At 73.8% G+C, this 16,370-nt stretch carries 8 protein-coding genes; 7 read left to right on the top strand and 1 reads right to left on the bottom strand.

Annotated elements, in window-relative coordinates; all coding sequences use genetic code 11:
* Positions 1-3 precede the first annotated feature (3 nt).
* On the bottom strand, positions 4-807 hold the full coding sequence (locus tag ABT095_RS03865) for a fumarylacetoacetate hydrolase family protein (RefSeq protein WP_350527654.1): 804 nt from the start codon (positions 805-807) through the stop codon (positions 4-6).
* A gap of 127 nt (positions 808-934) precedes the next feature.
* Between ABT095_RS03865 and ABT095_RS03860 the strand changes: the two genes are divergently transcribed.
* The 7 genes from ABT095_RS03860 (at position 935) to ABT095_RS03830 (ending at position 16,329) form a co-directional block, all read left to right on the top strand.
* The gene (locus ABT095_RS03860; RefSeq protein WP_350527653.1) at positions 935-1,369 is read left to right on the top strand and encodes a RidA family protein; all 435 of its coding nucleotides are present in this window, start codon (positions 935-937) and stop codon (positions 1,367-1,369) included.
* 13 nt (positions 1,370-1,382) lie between these two features.
* Positions 1,383-3,005, top strand: coding sequence for an amidohydrolase (locus tag ABT095_RS03855; protein ID WP_350527652.1), 1,623 nt, complete (start codon positions 1,383-1,385; stop codon positions 3,003-3,005).
* Between the two features lie 265 nt (positions 3,006-3,270).
* On the top strand, positions 3,271-3,585 hold the full coding sequence (locus ABT095_RS03850; RefSeq protein WP_350527651.1) for a hypothetical protein: 315 nt from the start codon (positions 3,271-3,273) through the stop codon (positions 3,583-3,585).
* Positions 3,586-3,710: 125 nt separating this feature from the next.
* The gene (locus ABT095_RS03845; protein WP_350527650.1) at positions 3,711-3,968 is read left to right on the top strand and encodes a hypothetical protein; all 258 of its coding nucleotides are present in this window, start codon (positions 3,711-3,713) and stop codon (positions 3,966-3,968) included.
* Positions 3,969-4,148: 180 nt separating this feature from the next.
* Complete coding sequence (locus tag ABT095_RS03840; RefSeq protein ID WP_350527649.1) at positions 4,149-5,486, top strand: MFS transporter; 1,338 nt, start codon at positions 4,149-4,151, stop codon at positions 5,484-5,486.
* Complete coding sequence (locus ABT095_RS03835) at positions 5,483-8,776, top strand: type I polyketide synthase (RefSeq protein ID WP_350527648.1); 3,294 nt, start codon at positions 5,483-5,485, stop codon at positions 8,774-8,776. The genes ABT095_RS03840 and ABT095_RS03835 overlap by 4 nt, the downstream gene beginning before the upstream one ends.
* Positions 8,773-16,329 carry a non-ribosomal peptide synthetase gene (locus ABT095_RS03830; RefSeq protein ID WP_350527647.1) on the top strand — a complete coding sequence of 2,519 codons (7,557 nt, stop codon included), beginning with the start codon at positions 8,773-8,775 and terminating at the stop codon, positions 16,327-16,329. Before ABT095_RS03835 ends, ABT095_RS03830 begins: the two co-directional genes overlap by 4 nt.
* Positions 16,330-16,370: the final 41 nt, after the last annotated feature.

The following is a 16,370-nucleotide window of genomic DNA, read 5'->3' as shown; positions in this document are numbered from 1 at the left end:
GGGTCAGTTCACGAACCGGACGGTGTTGCGCAGGGTGCCGAGGCCGGTGATCTCCGTCTCCACCACGTCGCCGTCGGCGAGGTAGCGCGGCGGCCGCCGCGCCGCCCCGATGCCGCCGGGCGTGCCGGTCAGCACCAGGTCGCCCGGGCGCAGCACGGTGAAGGTCGAGATGTACGCGAGCAGGTCGGCGGGGTCGAACACCAGCGTGCGGGTGTTGCCGCGCTGGACCTGCTCGCCGTTGACCCGGCAGATCACCTCGACGCCCTCGGCGGGGTCGAGCTCGTCGGGCGTCACGACCACCGGGCCGACGGGGGTCGAGCCGTCCCAGGCCTTGCCCTGGAACCACTCCAGCGTCCGGTACTGCCAGTCGCGCACCGAGATGTCGTTGGCCACGGTGTAGCCCGCGATCCCCTTCAGCGCGGCCTCGCGGTCGGCGCGGCGCAGGGTCGCGCCCACCACCACGGCGAGCTCGGCCTCCCAGTCCACCTGCAGGCCCGCCGGCAGCAGGAGATCGGCCTCGGGGCCGGCCAGGGTGTCGGCGTACTTGGTGAACAGCGTGGGGTGGGCGGGCAGTTCGCGGCCGGTCTCGAGGATGTGGTCGGCGTAGTTCAGGCCGCAGCAGATCACCTTGCGCGGCGCGGGCAGCGGCAGCACGGGCACGGCCCCGGCCAGCACCTCGCCGGGGACGGGCTCTGCCCCGCTGTCGAGCAGCGCCGACAGGTCGGCGGCGGGCAGGGCCCGCCAGCTGCTCCCGTCGAGGACCGCGGCGCTGGTACCGCCCGCGTGGGTCACTGTCGCGAGGTGCATGTGCCTTGCCACTCCTCCGTACCGAGGGGCCCGTCATCGGGTATTTCATTATTTCTGCGACCGTCACGGAGCTGTCAATAGATGCTACGGTGACGGCGCCCAAGTTCCCGGCCCGCAGGAGCTCGCCATGGCAACCGACCTGACGCCGATTCCGGTCAACCCCCCGTCCCTGCCCAAGCCCAGCGGCTACTCGCACGGGACACTGAGCGGCAACACGCTCCACCTGGGCGGCCAGACCGCCCTCGACCGGGACATGAAGATCGTCCCCGGTGGCATCGTCGAGCAGTTCCGGCAGGCCTTCGGCAACGTCCTCACCACCCTCGCGGCGGCCGGCGGCATACCGCAGGACTTGGTGAGCGTGACCATCTACCTGACCGACATCCCCGACTACCAGGCCCACGGCCGCGAGATCGGCCAGGTCTGGCGCGAACTGGCCGGCCCGGTCTACCCCGCGATGGCCGGCATCGGCACCACCGGGCTCTGGCAGCCCGAGGCCATGATCGAGATCCTTGGCGTCGCGGTCATCCCGGACGAGCGCCTGGTCCGGCCCGAAGCCGACTGACCGGAGGTCTGCCGTGCCCACCCCACCCTCCGCGGACCTGCTGCTGCGCGCGGGCCGCATCCACACCCTCGCCCCCGGCCAGGAGCCACAGCGCTCGCTCGCCGTGCGCGGCGACCGGGTGTACGCGGTCTCGGCGGCGCCGGACGGGCTCGACCACCTCCTCGGCCCGGGCACCACCGTGCTCGACCTGCCCGGCGCCACCGTCCTCCCGGCCTTCGACGACACCCACACCCACCTGATCGCGGCCGCCGACAGCGCCCACGACGTGGCCGTGGACGGCGCCCGCTCCGTCGCCGAGTTCCTCGAGCTGATCCGCGCCCGCGCCGAGCGCACCCCGGCGGGGGAGTGGATCCGCACCGCCGGGCACTGGCAGGAGCTGAACCTCGCCGAACGCCGCTTCCCCACCGCCGCCGAGCTCGACACCGCCACCGACCGGCACCCGGTGCTCGTCCAGCGCGGCGTCCACAACCAAGTCCTCAACGGGTACGCGCTGCGCCTGTGCGGAATCGACGCCACCACCCCCGACCCGGCGGGCGGCGCCATCACCCGCCACGGCGACGGCCGGCCCGTCGGCCACCTGCGCGGCGGCCTCCCCCTGATCCGGCCGCACCTGCCCGCGCCCGACCAGGAGCGCAAGCTGGACGGGCTGCGCCTGGCCTCGCACGCCTACGCGGCGACCGGCATCGGCACCGTCCGCGACACCAACTCCTCCCCGGCCGACCTGGCCGCGCTGAAGGAGCTGCACGCGCGCGGCGGACTCGGCTGCCGGGTCAGGGTGTTGCTCTCCACGCTCGGCTTCAGCTCGGTGCAGCAGGTCGAGGAGCTGCTCGACGGCATGGAGCCCTGGCGAAACGTGGCCGACCCCTGGCTGAAGGTCTGGGGCGTCAAGTTCTGGATGGACGGTGGCATCGAGGCGGGGGCCCTGGAGGCCCCGTACTGCCCGGCGCACTGCCCGACCCCGGGCTACACCGGACAACTGTCCTGGCACCAACCGGAGTTGGAGGAGGCTGTCGAACTCGTGGTCCGGCGCGGCTGGCGGGTCGGCATCCACGCCTACGGCGACCGCGGCGTCCGCACCCTGCTCGACCTGTTCGAGCGCGTCCAGCAGCGCATCCCCGGGCTGCCGTACGGCACGCTGGTCATGGAGCACGGCGGGCTCGCGGAGCGCACCCAGCGGCGCCGAGTCGTCCAGCTCGGCATCCCGGTCACCGTCCAGCAGCCGCTGCTGCACGACGCCGCCGCCATCCAGTCCGAGTACTGGGGCCGCGAACGCGTGGCCGCCCTCTTCCCCGCCCGGGCCTGGCTCGACGCCGGGGCCGACCTCTCGGCCGGCTCCGACTACCCCGTCGGCGCCTTCGGTGTGGCCCACTCCCTGCACGGCCTGACCACCCGCTCGACCGTGGCCGGCGTCCTCGGCCCGGACCAGGCCATCACCCTCGCCGAGGCCGTCACCCTCCACACCACTGCCGCCGCCCGCCTCGCCGGTGAAGCCCGCCTGCGCGGCCTCCTCACCCCCGGCCGGCTCGCCGACCTCACCGTCTGGCCCGAAGATCCTTACACTGCAACAGACTTGGACTCCCTTCGCCCCACCCACACCCTCCTCGGCGGTGCCATGGTCCACGGCCTGCCCGGGTGAGCCCCGGGCCGGCCGTGGACGTTCCGTCAGGCGTCCACCCACAGGCAGTACGTCCCGGACCACCAGCCCCGGGAGGTCGCGAACGCGTGCCTGGTGTTTGGGCCGTAGACACCGTCCGCGGTGGCCCCGGCGGGCGGCCTGGGCCTTATTGAGCGCGTTGAAGGTGTTGGTGCCGAAACCGCCGTCCACCTTGAGCTGGTGGGCGGCATCGACCGGGCACCGGGCGAGCCCGCCGGTGCCCCAACCGTCCACCGGGGCACGGACGGTGAACATCTCGGTGTACAACGTCGAGGGCGACTGCAAGACCCAGCAGCAGCGACTGCCGGCCTGCAGCATGGGCCTGGCCCGGGACCCGCGCAAGGCCTACGAGGCCGCCAACGTGGTGGCGCACCGGGTCTGGCACGGAGACGCCCTGACGGCCGACTGTGTCCTGCGCGACGCCGAACGCGTGGGCGACGAGACCGGAGTCGAGACGACCCGCTGGTTCCGCGACGCCGTCCCCGACATCCCCGAGGGACTCGCCTGGCTGCCCGCCGTCCGCACCCACGACAACCCCGAGCTTCCCCCCTGCGCCTCCTGAGCCTCGTCATTCCCAGCTGAACCACGTCTGTTGATCCGTCACATCCGCTGCTACAGTCGCGGCTTGGTCCTACCGGATCATTTTCGATTCCTGCACCACTCCGCCACAAGAGATGGAGAACCAGCATGGTTTCGCTCCCCCGTCGCGCCGCCGCAGTGGCCCTCCTCGCCGCCGGCCTGCTCGGCTTCGCCGGTACCGCCACCGAGGCCTCCGCCACCACCGTCCGCTACTTCTACGGCAGCGGCCCCAATGCGGGCATCGCGACCCAGCACGCCTGGAACCTGGCCCTCGCCGCGGGCTACACGGACAGCCAGTGCTCCTCGGAGACCGACCTCATCGCCCCGGGCTACTGGAAGACCACCGTCACCTGCGTCACCGGCTGAGCCGAGCGCGCCCGGGCCCTCGCCGTGCGGCGGGGGCCCGCTGACATTTTCCGACCGACGCTCCGTCCGTTTGGCCCGAGTACTGTCAAGTTGCTGCCAGGTCGGCCGCCGAACCGCCCCGCGAAGCCCTTCCAGGAGTAGCTTGCCGGTGTCCGCAAGCCGGGCTCGGGAGGGGCTGAAGTGAGGCGTTTCCGCCTGCTCGTCGCTGGTAACGCGGTTTCCGCGTACGGCAGTTATCTCAACATGGTGGCGCTCAACGTCTTCGTCTACCAGCTGACGGGCAGCGCCCTGACGGCCGGTCTGTACATGGCGGTGCGGCTGCTGACCAGCGTCGCCTCCGGGGTGGTCGCAGGCTCCCTCGCGTCCCGGATCCCGCGAAAGCGCCTGATGGTCGGCTCCGACCTCACCCAGGCCACCGCGTTGGTACTGCTGCTGCTGGCGCCGTCGGGTGCCCGGGTCGGGCTGCTGTTCGTGCTCGCCGTCGTCGCCGGTGCCTGCTCGACCGTCTCCGGGGTGTCGCTGCGCAGCGCGGTGCCCGAGATCGTCGGCGCCGACCTGCGCACCAGGGCCAACAGCCTGCTGGCAACCGGCCGTTCCCTGGCGATGGTGGCCGGGTTCGGCTCGGCGAGCGTCATCGTCGCCCAGCTCGGCTACCGCTGGGCCTTCGCCTTCGACGCGCTCTCGTTCCTCGTCTCGGCGAGCGTGCTGACCTCGCTGTCGATCCGCACGGAGGCCGCGCGGGAGGAACGGGAGGGCGATGCCCCGGTGTCCGCCGCGGTGTCCGCTCCGGTGTCCGCTCCGGTGTCCGCCGCGAAGGCGGAGCAGGGTGGAGCGGCCGGGCGGGAGGGCGGCGGCGGGCGCTGGGCCTCGCTGGTGCTGCTGCGGTCGATGCCCGTCGTGGCCGTGATGGTCCTGGTCCGGGCGGCGGACGGCCTGGGCTCCTCCTCCCACAACGTGGCCCTGCCGGTCTACTCCGCCGCGCTCGACCCCGCCCGCCCGGCCGCGTTCATCAGCCAGTTCTGGGCGACCTGGGCCATCGGCAACATCGCCGTGCAGCAGATCCTGTCCCGTTACAGCTCCCGTACGGGCCGCAGCCCGGGCGAGCGGGTCTTCGCGCTGGGTGCCTGCGTGATGTCGGCCTCGTTCATCCTCGTCTTCAGCGGGCTGCCGACCCTCCCGGCGATCGTCGTGGCGCTGGTGGCCGGCATGGCGGACGGCCTGACCGAGGTCGCCTACGTCTCCCGGCTCCAGGCCGTCCCGGACGCGCAGCGGGCGCGGCTGTTCGGCCTCTCGGCCTCGGTGGAGAACCTGGGCTTCGGCCTCGGCATGATCCTCAACGGCGCCCTGCTCGAACACTTCTCGCCGCTGCGGGTGGTGGGGGCTTTCCACGGGCTCGCGATCCTGCTGTGCGTCGGATTCCTGGGGCTGCTGCTGCGGCGCACGGTGGCGGGCCGGCCCACCCCGGTGGCGGAGCCCGTCGACGGCCGGGTGCCCGCGTCCGAGGGCGGGCGGGCATGACCGCCCCTGCTGACCGGCGGATCGCCGTCATCGGGGTCGCCCTCCGCCTGCCCGGCGCGGACACCGAGGACGAGTTCTGGCGGCTGATCCGCGACGGCGAGGACCGCATCCGGCACTTCACCGACGAGGAGCTCGCCGCCGCCGGGGTGCCATCCGAGAAGTACCGGGCGCCGGACTTCGTCGGCGCGAGTGCCGTGCTCGACGGTGACGTCTCGCGTTTCGACGCGCCGTTCTTCGGGATGAGCGCCCGTGAGGCCACCTGGACCGATCCGCAGCACCGGCTGTTCCTCGAAGTCGCCTACCACGCCCTGGAGAACGCCGGTTACCCGCAGGAGCGCCCGGGCACGCGCATCGGTGTCTACGGCACCACCGGGTACGAGCTGTACTCGCTGCAGACCTATCTGCTCAACAACGTGCTCCCGGAACTGACCGCGGAGGACTGGCTCTCGCGCATGCAGGTGATGGTCGGCAACTACCCCGACTTCACCGCCACCCGCGCCTCCTTCCGGCTGGACCTGACCGGCCCCTCGGTCAACATCCAGACGGGGTGCTCCAGTTCGCTCGTCGCGGTGCAGACCGCCGGGCAGGCACTGCTGTGCGGGGACACCGACATTGCGCTGGTCGGGGCCGCGGCCGTCCACACGCCGCAGGTGCTGGGCTACCAGTACGTCAAGGGCTCGATCCTGTCGAGGACGGGCCGCCTGCGGGCGTTCGACGGATCGGCGGACGGCACGGTCGGCGGCAACGGGGTGGCGGCGATCGTCCTCAAGCGGTTCGACCGTGCCGTCGCCGACCGGGACACCGTGCACGGGGTCATCAGCGGTTGGGGTGTCAGCAACGACGGTGCCAGCAAACACAGTTACACCGCGCCCAGCACGGTCGGCCAGCAGACCGCGATCCGCCGGGCATTGGAGACGGCCGGGGTCAGCGCGGACGGGATCGGCCTGCTGGAGACCCACGGCACCGGCACACTCAAGGGTGACCCGATCGAGTTCGACGGCGCCACCGCCGCGTTCCGCGCCGACACCGACCGGACCGGCTACTGCGCGATCGGTTCGGTCAAGGCGAACATCGGGCACCTGGACGTGGCCTCCGGACTGGTCGGCCTCATCAAGGCGATGCTCGCCGTACGGCACGGGGTGATCCCGCCGCTGGCGGGCTTCGAGCGCCCCAATCCGGCGCTCGACCTCGACGCCAGCCCCTTCTACATCCCCCGTACGGCCCGCCCGTGGCCGCGGGACGGCCGCCCGCGCCGGGCCGGGGTCACCTCGCTGGGAGTGGGCGGCACCAACGTCCACGTCCTGCTGGAGGAGCCACCCCCCGCGCCCCCGCCGCCGGAGCGGCCCGCCCACCCCGCTCCCGGCGTGCTGCTGGTCTCCGGGCGTGACCCGCAGGCCCTCACCGCGAACGCCCGGGCCTTACGCAACCACTTACGCCGCCACCCGCAGTCGTCCCTGCCCGACCTGGTCACCACCGCAGCGCTCGGCCGCGGCCACGGGCGGCACCGGCTCGCCGTGCGCGGTGACACGCCGACGGCGCTCGCCGACGCGCTCGACGGCTGGCTGGCCGGAGCGGCCCCCGCGGGCGGCGGTCGCGGTCGGGTGCTGTCCGGCCTCGCCCCGCGCGAGGGTACGACCCCGGTCGCGTTCCTGTTCGCGGGCCAGGGCAGCCCCTCCCGGGGCATGGCCGCTCCCTTCGACGGAAGGTTCCGGGCGGTGGCCGACGTCCTCGACGCGTGCGAGGCCCAGTACCGCCGGGAGTACGGCGCGCCGCTGCTCGAGGCGTTCCGCACCGGCCCGGAGGCCGTCGGGTACGAGACCTGGCCGACGGGCGCCGCCCAGCCCGCCCTGTTCGCGTTCCAGGCGGCGCTCACCCAGCTGTGGCACCGGGCCGGAGTGCGGCCCGCGATCGTGGCCGGGCACAGCGCCGGGGAGTACGCGGCGCTGGCGGCCGCCGGGGCGCTCAGCACGGCCGACGGGCTGCGGCTCACCGCCGAGCGCGGCCGGCTCATGCAGAGCTGCCCGCCTGGCGCGATGGTCGCCGTCGCCGTCGGCCGGACCACCGCAGAACTGCTGGCGGCCGAAGTCCCCGGACTGGAGCTGGCCGTCGCCAACGGCGGGCGGTCGCACGTGCTGGGCGGCCCGGTCGAGGCGGCGGAGAAGCTGCTCACGCTGCTCGCCGAGCGCGGCATCCCCGGCGAGCGGCTCCCGGTCGACCGCGCCTTCCACACGGCGCTGGCCGAACCGGCGCTCGGCGCGTTCCGCACGGTGCTGGAGGGCGTCGCCTTCCGGCCGCTGGCCGTCCCGTTCGTGAGCGGGCTGGACGGCGTCGTCCGCCCGGTGGGGTGGGTCCCGGGCCCGGACTACTTCCTGCGGCACACCCGGCAGGAGGTGCGGTTCGACGCGGTGCTCGCGGCGCTCGGCGCCGAGGCGCCGGACGGCCCCGTACTCCTGGACCTCGGGCCGCACCACACCCTCGGCGGCCTGGCCAGGCGGGCCCTGCCGGGCGCCACCGTGGTCTCGGCGACGCGCCGCGGTGCGGGCACCGAACCGATGTGGTCCGCGGCCGCCGCCCTGCACTGCGCGGGCGTACCCGTGGACTGGCACCACCTGCTGGAGGGCACCGGCGGCGGTCGCACCCCGCTGCCCGGCTACCGCTTCCAGCGCCGTCGCTACTGGACAGGACCCGAACCGGTGATCAGCGCGGTCAGTGCGCCCAGGGAGGATGAGGAACCAGTGGAGCAGAGCAACGCGGGGACGGCCGTCGGCGACGGCGTGCGCCGTTACATCATCGACCTGACAGTCAGTCAACTCGGGGCCGAGCCCGAGGAGGTGGCCGACGACACCTCGTTCTTCGACCTGGGCGCCGACTCGCTGCAGATGATCCACGTCCTGCGGCTCGTCGAGCAGGAGTACCAGGTCAAGGTCGCCATGCGTGAGCTGTTCGAGCAGGCCGGTACGCCGCGACTGCTGGCCGAGCTGATCGTCAGCCGGATCCCGGGGGCCGAGCCGCCGGCCCCACCCGTCCCGGTCACCCCGCCCGCTCCGCCGGCCCAGCCCGTCCCTGCTCCCGTTCAGGCCTCGGTCCCCGCGCCCGCCGTCCCCGCGCCCGCCGCACCCGCGATGCCGGCCCCGGTGTACGCGACGCGTCAGGAGATCGACGACCTGGCGCGCCAGATCCAGCAACTCACCCAGATCCAGCTCCAGATGATGACGCAGCTCTCCGAGCTGGTGACCCGCCAGCTCGGCTCGCTGACCGGCGGCGCCTCGAACCCGGCTGGTGGCCGGTGAGCCCGGGCTCGGAGTACGGCGACCCCTCGGCCGTCACCGCCGCGGCCGACCGCGATCTCGCCGCGATGGCGGAGCTGTCACGGCGGATCACCGAGCAGCTGGCCGGTGCGGCCCAGGTCCAGGTCCAGGCCGCGGCACCGTCCGGCGCCGCGCCGAGGATGCACGGCCCGCGGGTGGCGGTCGACCGTGGCTCCGGCATGGCCGCGGGCGCCGGACCGGAGAGCCGGCAGCGGCACCTGGACGAGCTCGTCCGCCGGTACACCGCGAAGACGCAGACCTCGAAGGAGCTGGCCCAGCGCCACCGCCGGGTGCTGGCCGACAGCCGGGCCGTGGTCGGCTTCCGCTCCAGCACCAAGGAGATGCTGTACCCGATCGCGGCGCGCGGTGCGTCCGGCGTGCAGATCACCGACATCGACGGCAACCGGTACACCGACATCACCATGGGCTTCGGCGTGCTGATGTTCGGTCACGAGCCGCCGTTCGTCCGCGAGGCGGTCCGCGAACACCTCTCGCGCGGTGTGCAGTTGGGGCCGCGCAACGCCGAGACGGGGGAGGCGGCCGAGCTGCTCGCCGAGCTCACCGGGATGGAGCGGGTGGCGTTCGCCAACTCCGGGACGGAGGCCAACTCGGCCGCGATCCGGCTGGCGCGCGCCGCCACCGGGCGCCGGAGGATCGTGACGTTCCACGGCTCGTACCACGGTCACGCGGACAACGTCCTCGGCCGCGCCGCGGGGTCGGGCGAGGCGCGCGCGACCGCGCCCGTGTCGATCGGCATCCCGGACAGCGCGGTGGCCGATCTCCTGGTCCTCGACTACGGCGACCCGGCCTCGCTGCGCGTCATCGAGGAGCAGGCGCACTCCATCGCCGCGTGCATCGTCGAGCCGGTACAGAGCCGCCACCCGTCCCTGCAGCCGGTGGAGTTCGTCCGGGAGCTGCGCGAGCTGACGCGGCGGCACGGCATCGTGCTCATGTTCGACGAGATGCTGACCGGCTTCCGCCCGGCCCTGCGCGGCGCGCAGGAGCTGTACGGAGTGACACCCGACTTGGCCACCTACGGGAAGCTGCTCGGCGGCGGCTTCCCGATCGGCGCCATCGCCGGGCGGGCCGACATCATGGACGGTGTCGACGGCGGCTACTGGAGCTACGGGGACGCCAGTTACCCGCCGGGCGAGACGACCTTCTTCGGTGGCACCTACATCCAGCACCCGGTGTCGATGGTGGCCGCCCGCGCCGTCCTCGCCCACCTCAAGGCGTCGGGGCCGGGCCTCCAGCAGCGCCTCAACAGCCGGACGGACCGCTTCGCCGCCGGTCTCAACGGGTTCTTCGAGGCCGAGGAATTCCCGCTGCGGCTCGCCCACTTCGGCTCGATGTTCCGCTTCGAGCACCGCGCCGACATGGAACTGCTCTACCACCACCTGCTGTTGCGCGGGGTGTTCGTCTGGGAGTGGCGGAACTTCTTCCTCTCCACCGAGCACACCGACGAGGACCTCGCCGTCGTCACGGACGCCGTCCAGGGTTCGCTGCGCGAGCTGCGCGACGCCGGGTTCTTCCCGAAGGCCCGCACCCAGGCCCGGGCGGGTGCCGTGCCCGCCGCAATGCCTGCCACTGCGCCCACCGCCGTGCCTGCCGCTGCGCCCACCGCCGTGCCTGCCGCTGCGCCCGCCGCCGTGCCTGCCGCTGCGCCGGCCCAGGCACCGGTCGGGGCGATGCCCCTCTCCGGCCCGGTCCGCCACCGCACCCCGGCACCGGCCGTCAGCCGGACTCCGGCCGCCGCCCCCGCCCGTACGTCCGGTCCCGCCCGTACCGCCGCCCCCGCCGGTACGTCCGGTCCCGACTTCAGCGTCTACTTCTTCGGCGACTACCCGCAGGAGGAGGCCCCCCGCCTGGACAAGTACGCCGAGATCCTGGCGACCGCCCGGTTCGCCGACACCCACGGGTTCCACTCCCTCTGGATGCCCGAACGGCACTTCCACTCCTTCGGCGGCCTGTTCCCCAACCCCGCCGTGCTCGCGGCGGCCCTCGCCCGGGAGACGGCCCGCATCCGCATCAACGCGGGCTCGGTCGTCCTGCCGCTCCACGACCCGATCCGGGTCGCCGAGGAGTGGTCGATGGTGGACAACCTCTCCGGCGGACGGGTCGGCATCGGCTGCGCGAGCGGCTGGCACGCGAACGACTTCGTCTTCTTCCCGGAGCGCTTCGGCCGGCACAAGGAGGCGATGTACAGCCAGCTCGCCGAGGTCCGGACGCTCTGGAGCGGCGGAGCCCTCACCCGCGCCACCGGCGACGGGGGCGAGACCGAGATCCGGCTGTTCCCCCGGCCGGTCCAGGACCTGCCGCCGATGTTCACGGCGGTCGTCGGGAACCCGGCCTCCTACGAGCTGGCCGCCCGCCATGACCTGGGCATCGTCACCAACCTGATGTCGCAGAGCCTGGACCAGCTGCGCGACAACATCGCCCGCTACCGCCGCACCCGCGCCGCCCACGGCCTCGACCCGGCCGCCGGCCGGGTCGCCATCCTGCTGCACACCCTCCTCGGCAGTGACCACGACCAGGCGCGCGAGGCGGCGTTCGGGCCGCTCTCGCGGTACATGCGGGCCTCGCTCTCGCTCTTCGGCGGGGTGACCAACAGCCTCGGGTTCAACGTCGACCTGTCGGCGTTGAGCGAGGACGACCAGGACGTGCTGTTCGCGCGTGCCTACCGGCGGTACTGCGACGACCGGGCACTGATCGGCACGGCCGACAGCGTGCGGCCCGTCGTGGACGCCGTCACGGCGGCGGGCGTCGACGAGATCGTGGCGCTGGTGGACTTCGGCGTCCCGGGGGAGACCCTGCGGGCCGGGCTGCCCCAGCTCGACGCGCTGCGCCGCTCGTACACCCGCCCCGCGGCGCCGGAGCCCGCGCGGGCCCCGGTCGCACCCGCCGTGCCGGAGCCCGCGCAGGCCCCGGCGGAGCCCGCCGTGCAGGCGCGGCACCCGCTCTCCTTCGGCCAGCAGCGCATCTGGATGCTGGAGCGGATCATGCCGGGCCGCACCGCCTACAACGAGTCCAAGGCCCTGCTCCTGGAAGGCCCGCTGGACGTCACCGCGCTCCGGTCCGCCGTGCGGTCGCTGGTGGCCCGCCACGAGTGCCTGCGGACCGTCTTCCGCGAGAGCGGCACGGGCGAGCCCGTGCAGGTGGTCCTGCCGCCGCAGGAGCCGGACTTCGAGCTGATCGACCGCTCGGCGTCGGCCCCGGCCGGGGCCGACCCGCGCGCCGCCGTCCAGGACGTGCTCGACGCGGAGAGCTCCCGTCGCTTCGACCTCGCGGAGGGCCCCCTCCTGGTCACCCGGCTGGTGCGGCTCGCCGCGGAGCGGCACGTCCTGGTGCTCTCGCTCCACCACATCGTGATGGACGCGGAGTCGGCGGGCGTGATGACCGGCGACCTCTCCGCCTTCTACCGGGCCGAGCTGGCCGGCCGGACCGTCCCGGACGGCGAACTGCCCGCGCTCACCCGGACGTACACCGACCACGCCCGTGCCCAGCGGGCCGCCGCCGAGAGCCCCAGGACGGCGGCGGACCTCGCGTACTGGCGGAAGAACCTCGGCGGCGAGCTGCCGGTGCTCGACCTGCCGGCCGACCGGCCCCGCCCGCCGGTGATGACGTCCAACGGCAAGGCCGTCTTCCGCACCCTGCCACCGGAACTCTCCGACCAGCTGCGGGGGTTGAGCAGGCGGCGGCGGGCGACGCTGTTCATGACGCTGCTCACGGGCTACGCGGCGCTGCTGCACCGCCTCACCGGCGACCAGGACGTGGTGATCGGCACGCCGATCTCCGACCGCCCAGAGGGCGCCGAGCACCTGGTCGGCTTCTTCGTCAACACCCTGGCCCTGCGGGTCGACCTCGCCGGCGACCCCGGCTTCGGCACCCTGCTCGACCGGGTGCGGCGCACCGCGCTGGACGCCTACGACCACGCCGACGTGCCGTTCGAGTCGGTCGTGCGGGAGCTGGCGCGGGGCCGGGCCACCGACCGCACGCCGGTCTTCCAGGTGCTCGCCGCGTTCGAGCGGGGCGAGCCGTTCCGCTTCGACCTGCCGGGTGTGCGGGCCACCGCCCTCGAGGCCGGGCCGGACAAGGCCCTCACCGACCTGTGCGTGTACTTCACCGACTACGGCCCGTCGGAGGGCATCCGCTGCCACCTGGAGTTCAACACCGACCTGTTCGACCCCGCCACGGTCGACGGCTGGTTCACGGCATTCACCGGCATCCTGCAGCAGGCCGTGGCGGACGACGCCACGCCGCTGTCCCGGCTCGGCACGGACACCGCCCCGGCGGCGGACGGCTGGCTGAGCGGCCCGGTACGTGAGGTGCCCGGGACGACCGTGCACGCCTGGGTCGCCCGGCAGGCGGCCCGCCGCCCCGGGCACGCGGCCGTCGTCGACGGCGACACCACCCTGACGTACGGGGAGCTGGAGCGCCGGGCGTCCCGGCTCGCCGCCGTCGTCCGGGACCGGATCGGCGCACCCGTGGCCGGCCGGGACCGGCCGGTCCCGCTGTGGCTGAACCGCTCGCCCGAGCTGATCGTGGCGATGCTCGCCGTCCTCAAGGCCGGTCACGGCTACGCCCCGATCGATCCGGCCCTCGGGCTCGCCCGTGCCCAGGCGGTGCTGGCCGACTGTGGCTCGCCGCTGCTGCTGACCGCCGGCGGCGCGCCGGCCGGCCTCGACCTGGCCGCCGAGGTCACCGTCATCGACGTCAACGACCCCGGTGGCGCCCCTGGCACCCCCGGCGCCCCCGGGTCCGCCGGAGCCGAGGACACGGCGACCCCTTCGTCGCTCTGCTACGCGCTGCACACCTCGGGGACGACCGGACGGCCCAAGGGCGTCGCCGTCCCGCACCGCAACCTGGTGTCGTTCTGCCGCTGGCACCACGAGCACTTCGCGACGACCGCCGAGGACCGCACGGCACTGGCGTCCAGCGTCAGCTTCGACGGCTCGCTGATGGAGATCTGGCCGACGCTCACGGCAGGCGCGACGCTCGTCGTGGCCGACGACGAGACCCGCGGGGACCCACTGGCGCTGGCCCGCTGGTACGCCGTGCAGCGCGTCACCTTCGCGTTCCTCACCACGGCCTTCGGCGAGTCACTCATCGGCCTGCCCGAGCGGCACCAGCCGCCGCTGCGTCAGCTGGTGGTCGGCGGGGACGTGCTGAGGGTCCGGCCGCACCCGTCGGCGGCGTACCGGGTCACCAACGTATACGGGCCGACGGAGGCGACGGTCCTGTGCACGGCGCAGACCGTCGCGCCCCGGGGCAGCCAGGGCGGCCCGATCCCGATCGGCCTGCCGGTCGACAACGTCCGGGTCCGGATCGTGGACGCCGAGGGCGGGCCGGTGCCCGACGGCACGGCCGGTGAGTTGTACGTCGCCGGAGCCGGGGTCGCGCGCGGCTACCTGGACCGGCCGGACGAGACCGCCGCGCGGTTTCGGCCCGATCCGGCAGGCGGCCCGGGTGCGCTGATGTACCGCACGGGTGACCTCGTACGACGCAACCCCTCCTCCGGGGCGCTGGAGTTCTGCGGGCGCTCCGACGACCAGGTGAAGATCCGCGGATTCCGGGTCGAGCCGGGCGAGGCGACCGAGCAGCTGCGCCAGGTGTGGGGGGTGAAGGAGGCGGTCGTCCTCGCCCGGCGTGACGCGCGCGGGGACGCCTACCTGGCCGGCTACGTCGTCCCGGCCGAGCCGCTGGACGGCGACGACGGGCCGGCCGCCGCACAGCGCACGGCCTTCGCCGTCCTGGCCGCCGGTGCGCTCGGGCGCCGGGTGCCCGAGTACCTGGTGCCGCGCGCCTGGGAGGTCCTGCCCGCGCTGCCGCTCAACGCCATCGGCAAGCTGGACCGCTCGGCACTGCCCGAGCCGCGGATCACCGTCCCGTGGACGCCCGCGCCGCAGGCGGCCTCGGCGGCGGCGCCCCCGCCTGCGCCTGCGCCTGCGCCTGCGTCACGGACGCTGGAGCGGGTGCGTGAGCTGTGGGCGGCCGAGTTCGGCACCGGGGTGGAGGCGGTCGGTCCGCAGGTGTCGTTCTTCGACCTGGGCGGGCACTCGATCACCGCGATCCGGTTGGTGAACCGGGTGCGGGAGGCGTTCGGGGTGGACGTACCGGTGACGCGGCTCTTCCAGGAGCCAACCCCGGCGGCGATGGCCGCCTTCGTGGACGCGTCCGGCTCCCGGACGGAGAGCGGTCGGGCTCCGGTGGAGCCGGCCGCCGCGTCCGATCGTCCCCCGCTGACCGAGGCCCAGGCGAGGTTCGTGGAGCGCATGGGCAGTCTCCCCCTGCCCGAGGTGTTCAACGTCGGGCTGCGGCTCCTCGTCACCGGCCCGCTGGACGTCTCCGCACTGCACAGCGCCCTCACCGGCCTGACGGAGCGGCACGAGTCCCTGCGGACCCGGTGCGTGCACGACGAGGAGACGGGGGAGTGGTGGCAGGACGTGCTGCCCGCCGAGCCGGTCGAGCCTGTTGTGGCGGACCTGAGGGGTCTGACGGAGGGTGAGCGGGAGGCGGAGCTGTCGCGGATCACCACCGAGGCGGCCCGGCACCGGTTCGACATGGCGGCGGGCGTCCAGCCGGTGATCCGGCTGGTGCGCACCGGCGAGGAGTCCTGGGCACTGGTGTTCGTACTGCACCACTCGATGTGCGACGGCTGGTCGGTGAGCATGCTGTTCCAGGACCTCGCGGCCCTGTACCGGGCGGCGCTGCGCGGCGAGCCGCACGGCCTGCCGCCGGCCACCCAGCAGAGCGACCAGGCCCGGTACGAGCGGAGCCGGGCCGGTGCCGTCGGCGAGGAGCACGACGACTACTGGGAAGGCCTGTTGAAGGACGCGCCGCTGGGGCACGACTTCCCGCTGGACCGGCCGCGCCCCGCAGTGCTCAGCGGCCACGGCGAGGTGGCCCAGTTCACGGTGCCGCCCCGGGTGCGTGGCCGGATCGAGGAGCTGGCGAGGCGGCTGGGCACCACTCCGTTCGCCGTCACCGCCACCGCCTTCGGACGGTTCATGGGAACCCTCAACGGCCGGGCGGACAACCTGCTCCAGGTCGCGTACGCCAACCGCACCCGCCCTGAGGAGGAGTCGCTGCTGGCCTGCACCGTCACCGCGCTGCTGGTGCGGCTGCGGACGGAGGCCTCGACACCGTTCGCGGACCAGGTGCGTGCGACGGCCCGCGCCGCGGGCGAGGCCCTGGACCACCTGACTCCGATGGCCAAGTTCGCGCCCCGGCTGCGTCAACGCGGCTACCCGGACATCCCCGACCGGCTCGACTACGGGTTCCAGTACCAGAACTCCCTGGAGACCGACATCGATCTGCCCGGTCTCACCGTCCGGTTCGAGGACCTCACCGTGCCGGCGGCGCGCAGCGAGTTCAACTTCGGCGTCATCCCGGCGGGCGACGGCCTCACGGGATACATGGAGTACACGACCGACCTCTGGCGCGCCGAGACCGTCGCCGGCTGGACCAGCGGCTACGCGACCCTCCTGGACGAACTCGTCACCGAGGCCCTGGGCGACACCCCCGGAGCCGCCTAGCGACACCGCCGGCCCCGAACAGAAAGCCTGTGGAGCGATCA

This window comes from Kitasatospora sp. NPDC002227 (genome assembly GCF_040296285.1).
In the GTDB taxonomy this organism is placed as follows: Bacteria; Actinomycetota; Actinomycetes; order Streptomycetales; family Streptomycetaceae; genus Kitasatospora.
Note: the sequence above shows the minus strand (reverse complement) of the source record. Positions and strands in the feature narration are given on the sequence as shown.

Excerpts from the sequence above, each read along its gene's own strand:
- ABT095_RS03865 (WP_350527654.1), bottom strand. The coding sequence starts at position 807 with ATGCACCTCGCGACAGTGACCCACGCGGGCGGTACCAGCGCCGCGGTC.
- ABT095_RS03845 (WP_350527650.1), top strand. The coding sequence starts at position 3,711 with ATGGTTTCGCTCCCCCGTCGCGCCGCCGCAGTGGCCCTCCTCGCCGCC.
- ABT095_RS03860 (WP_350527653.1), top strand. The coding sequence starts at position 935 with ATGGCAACCGACCTGACGCCGATTCCGGTCAACCCCCCGTCCCTGCCC.
- ABT095_RS03835 (WP_350527648.1), top strand. The coding sequence starts at position 5,483 with ATGACCGCCCCTGCTGACCGGCGGATCGCCGTCATCGGGGTCGCCCTC.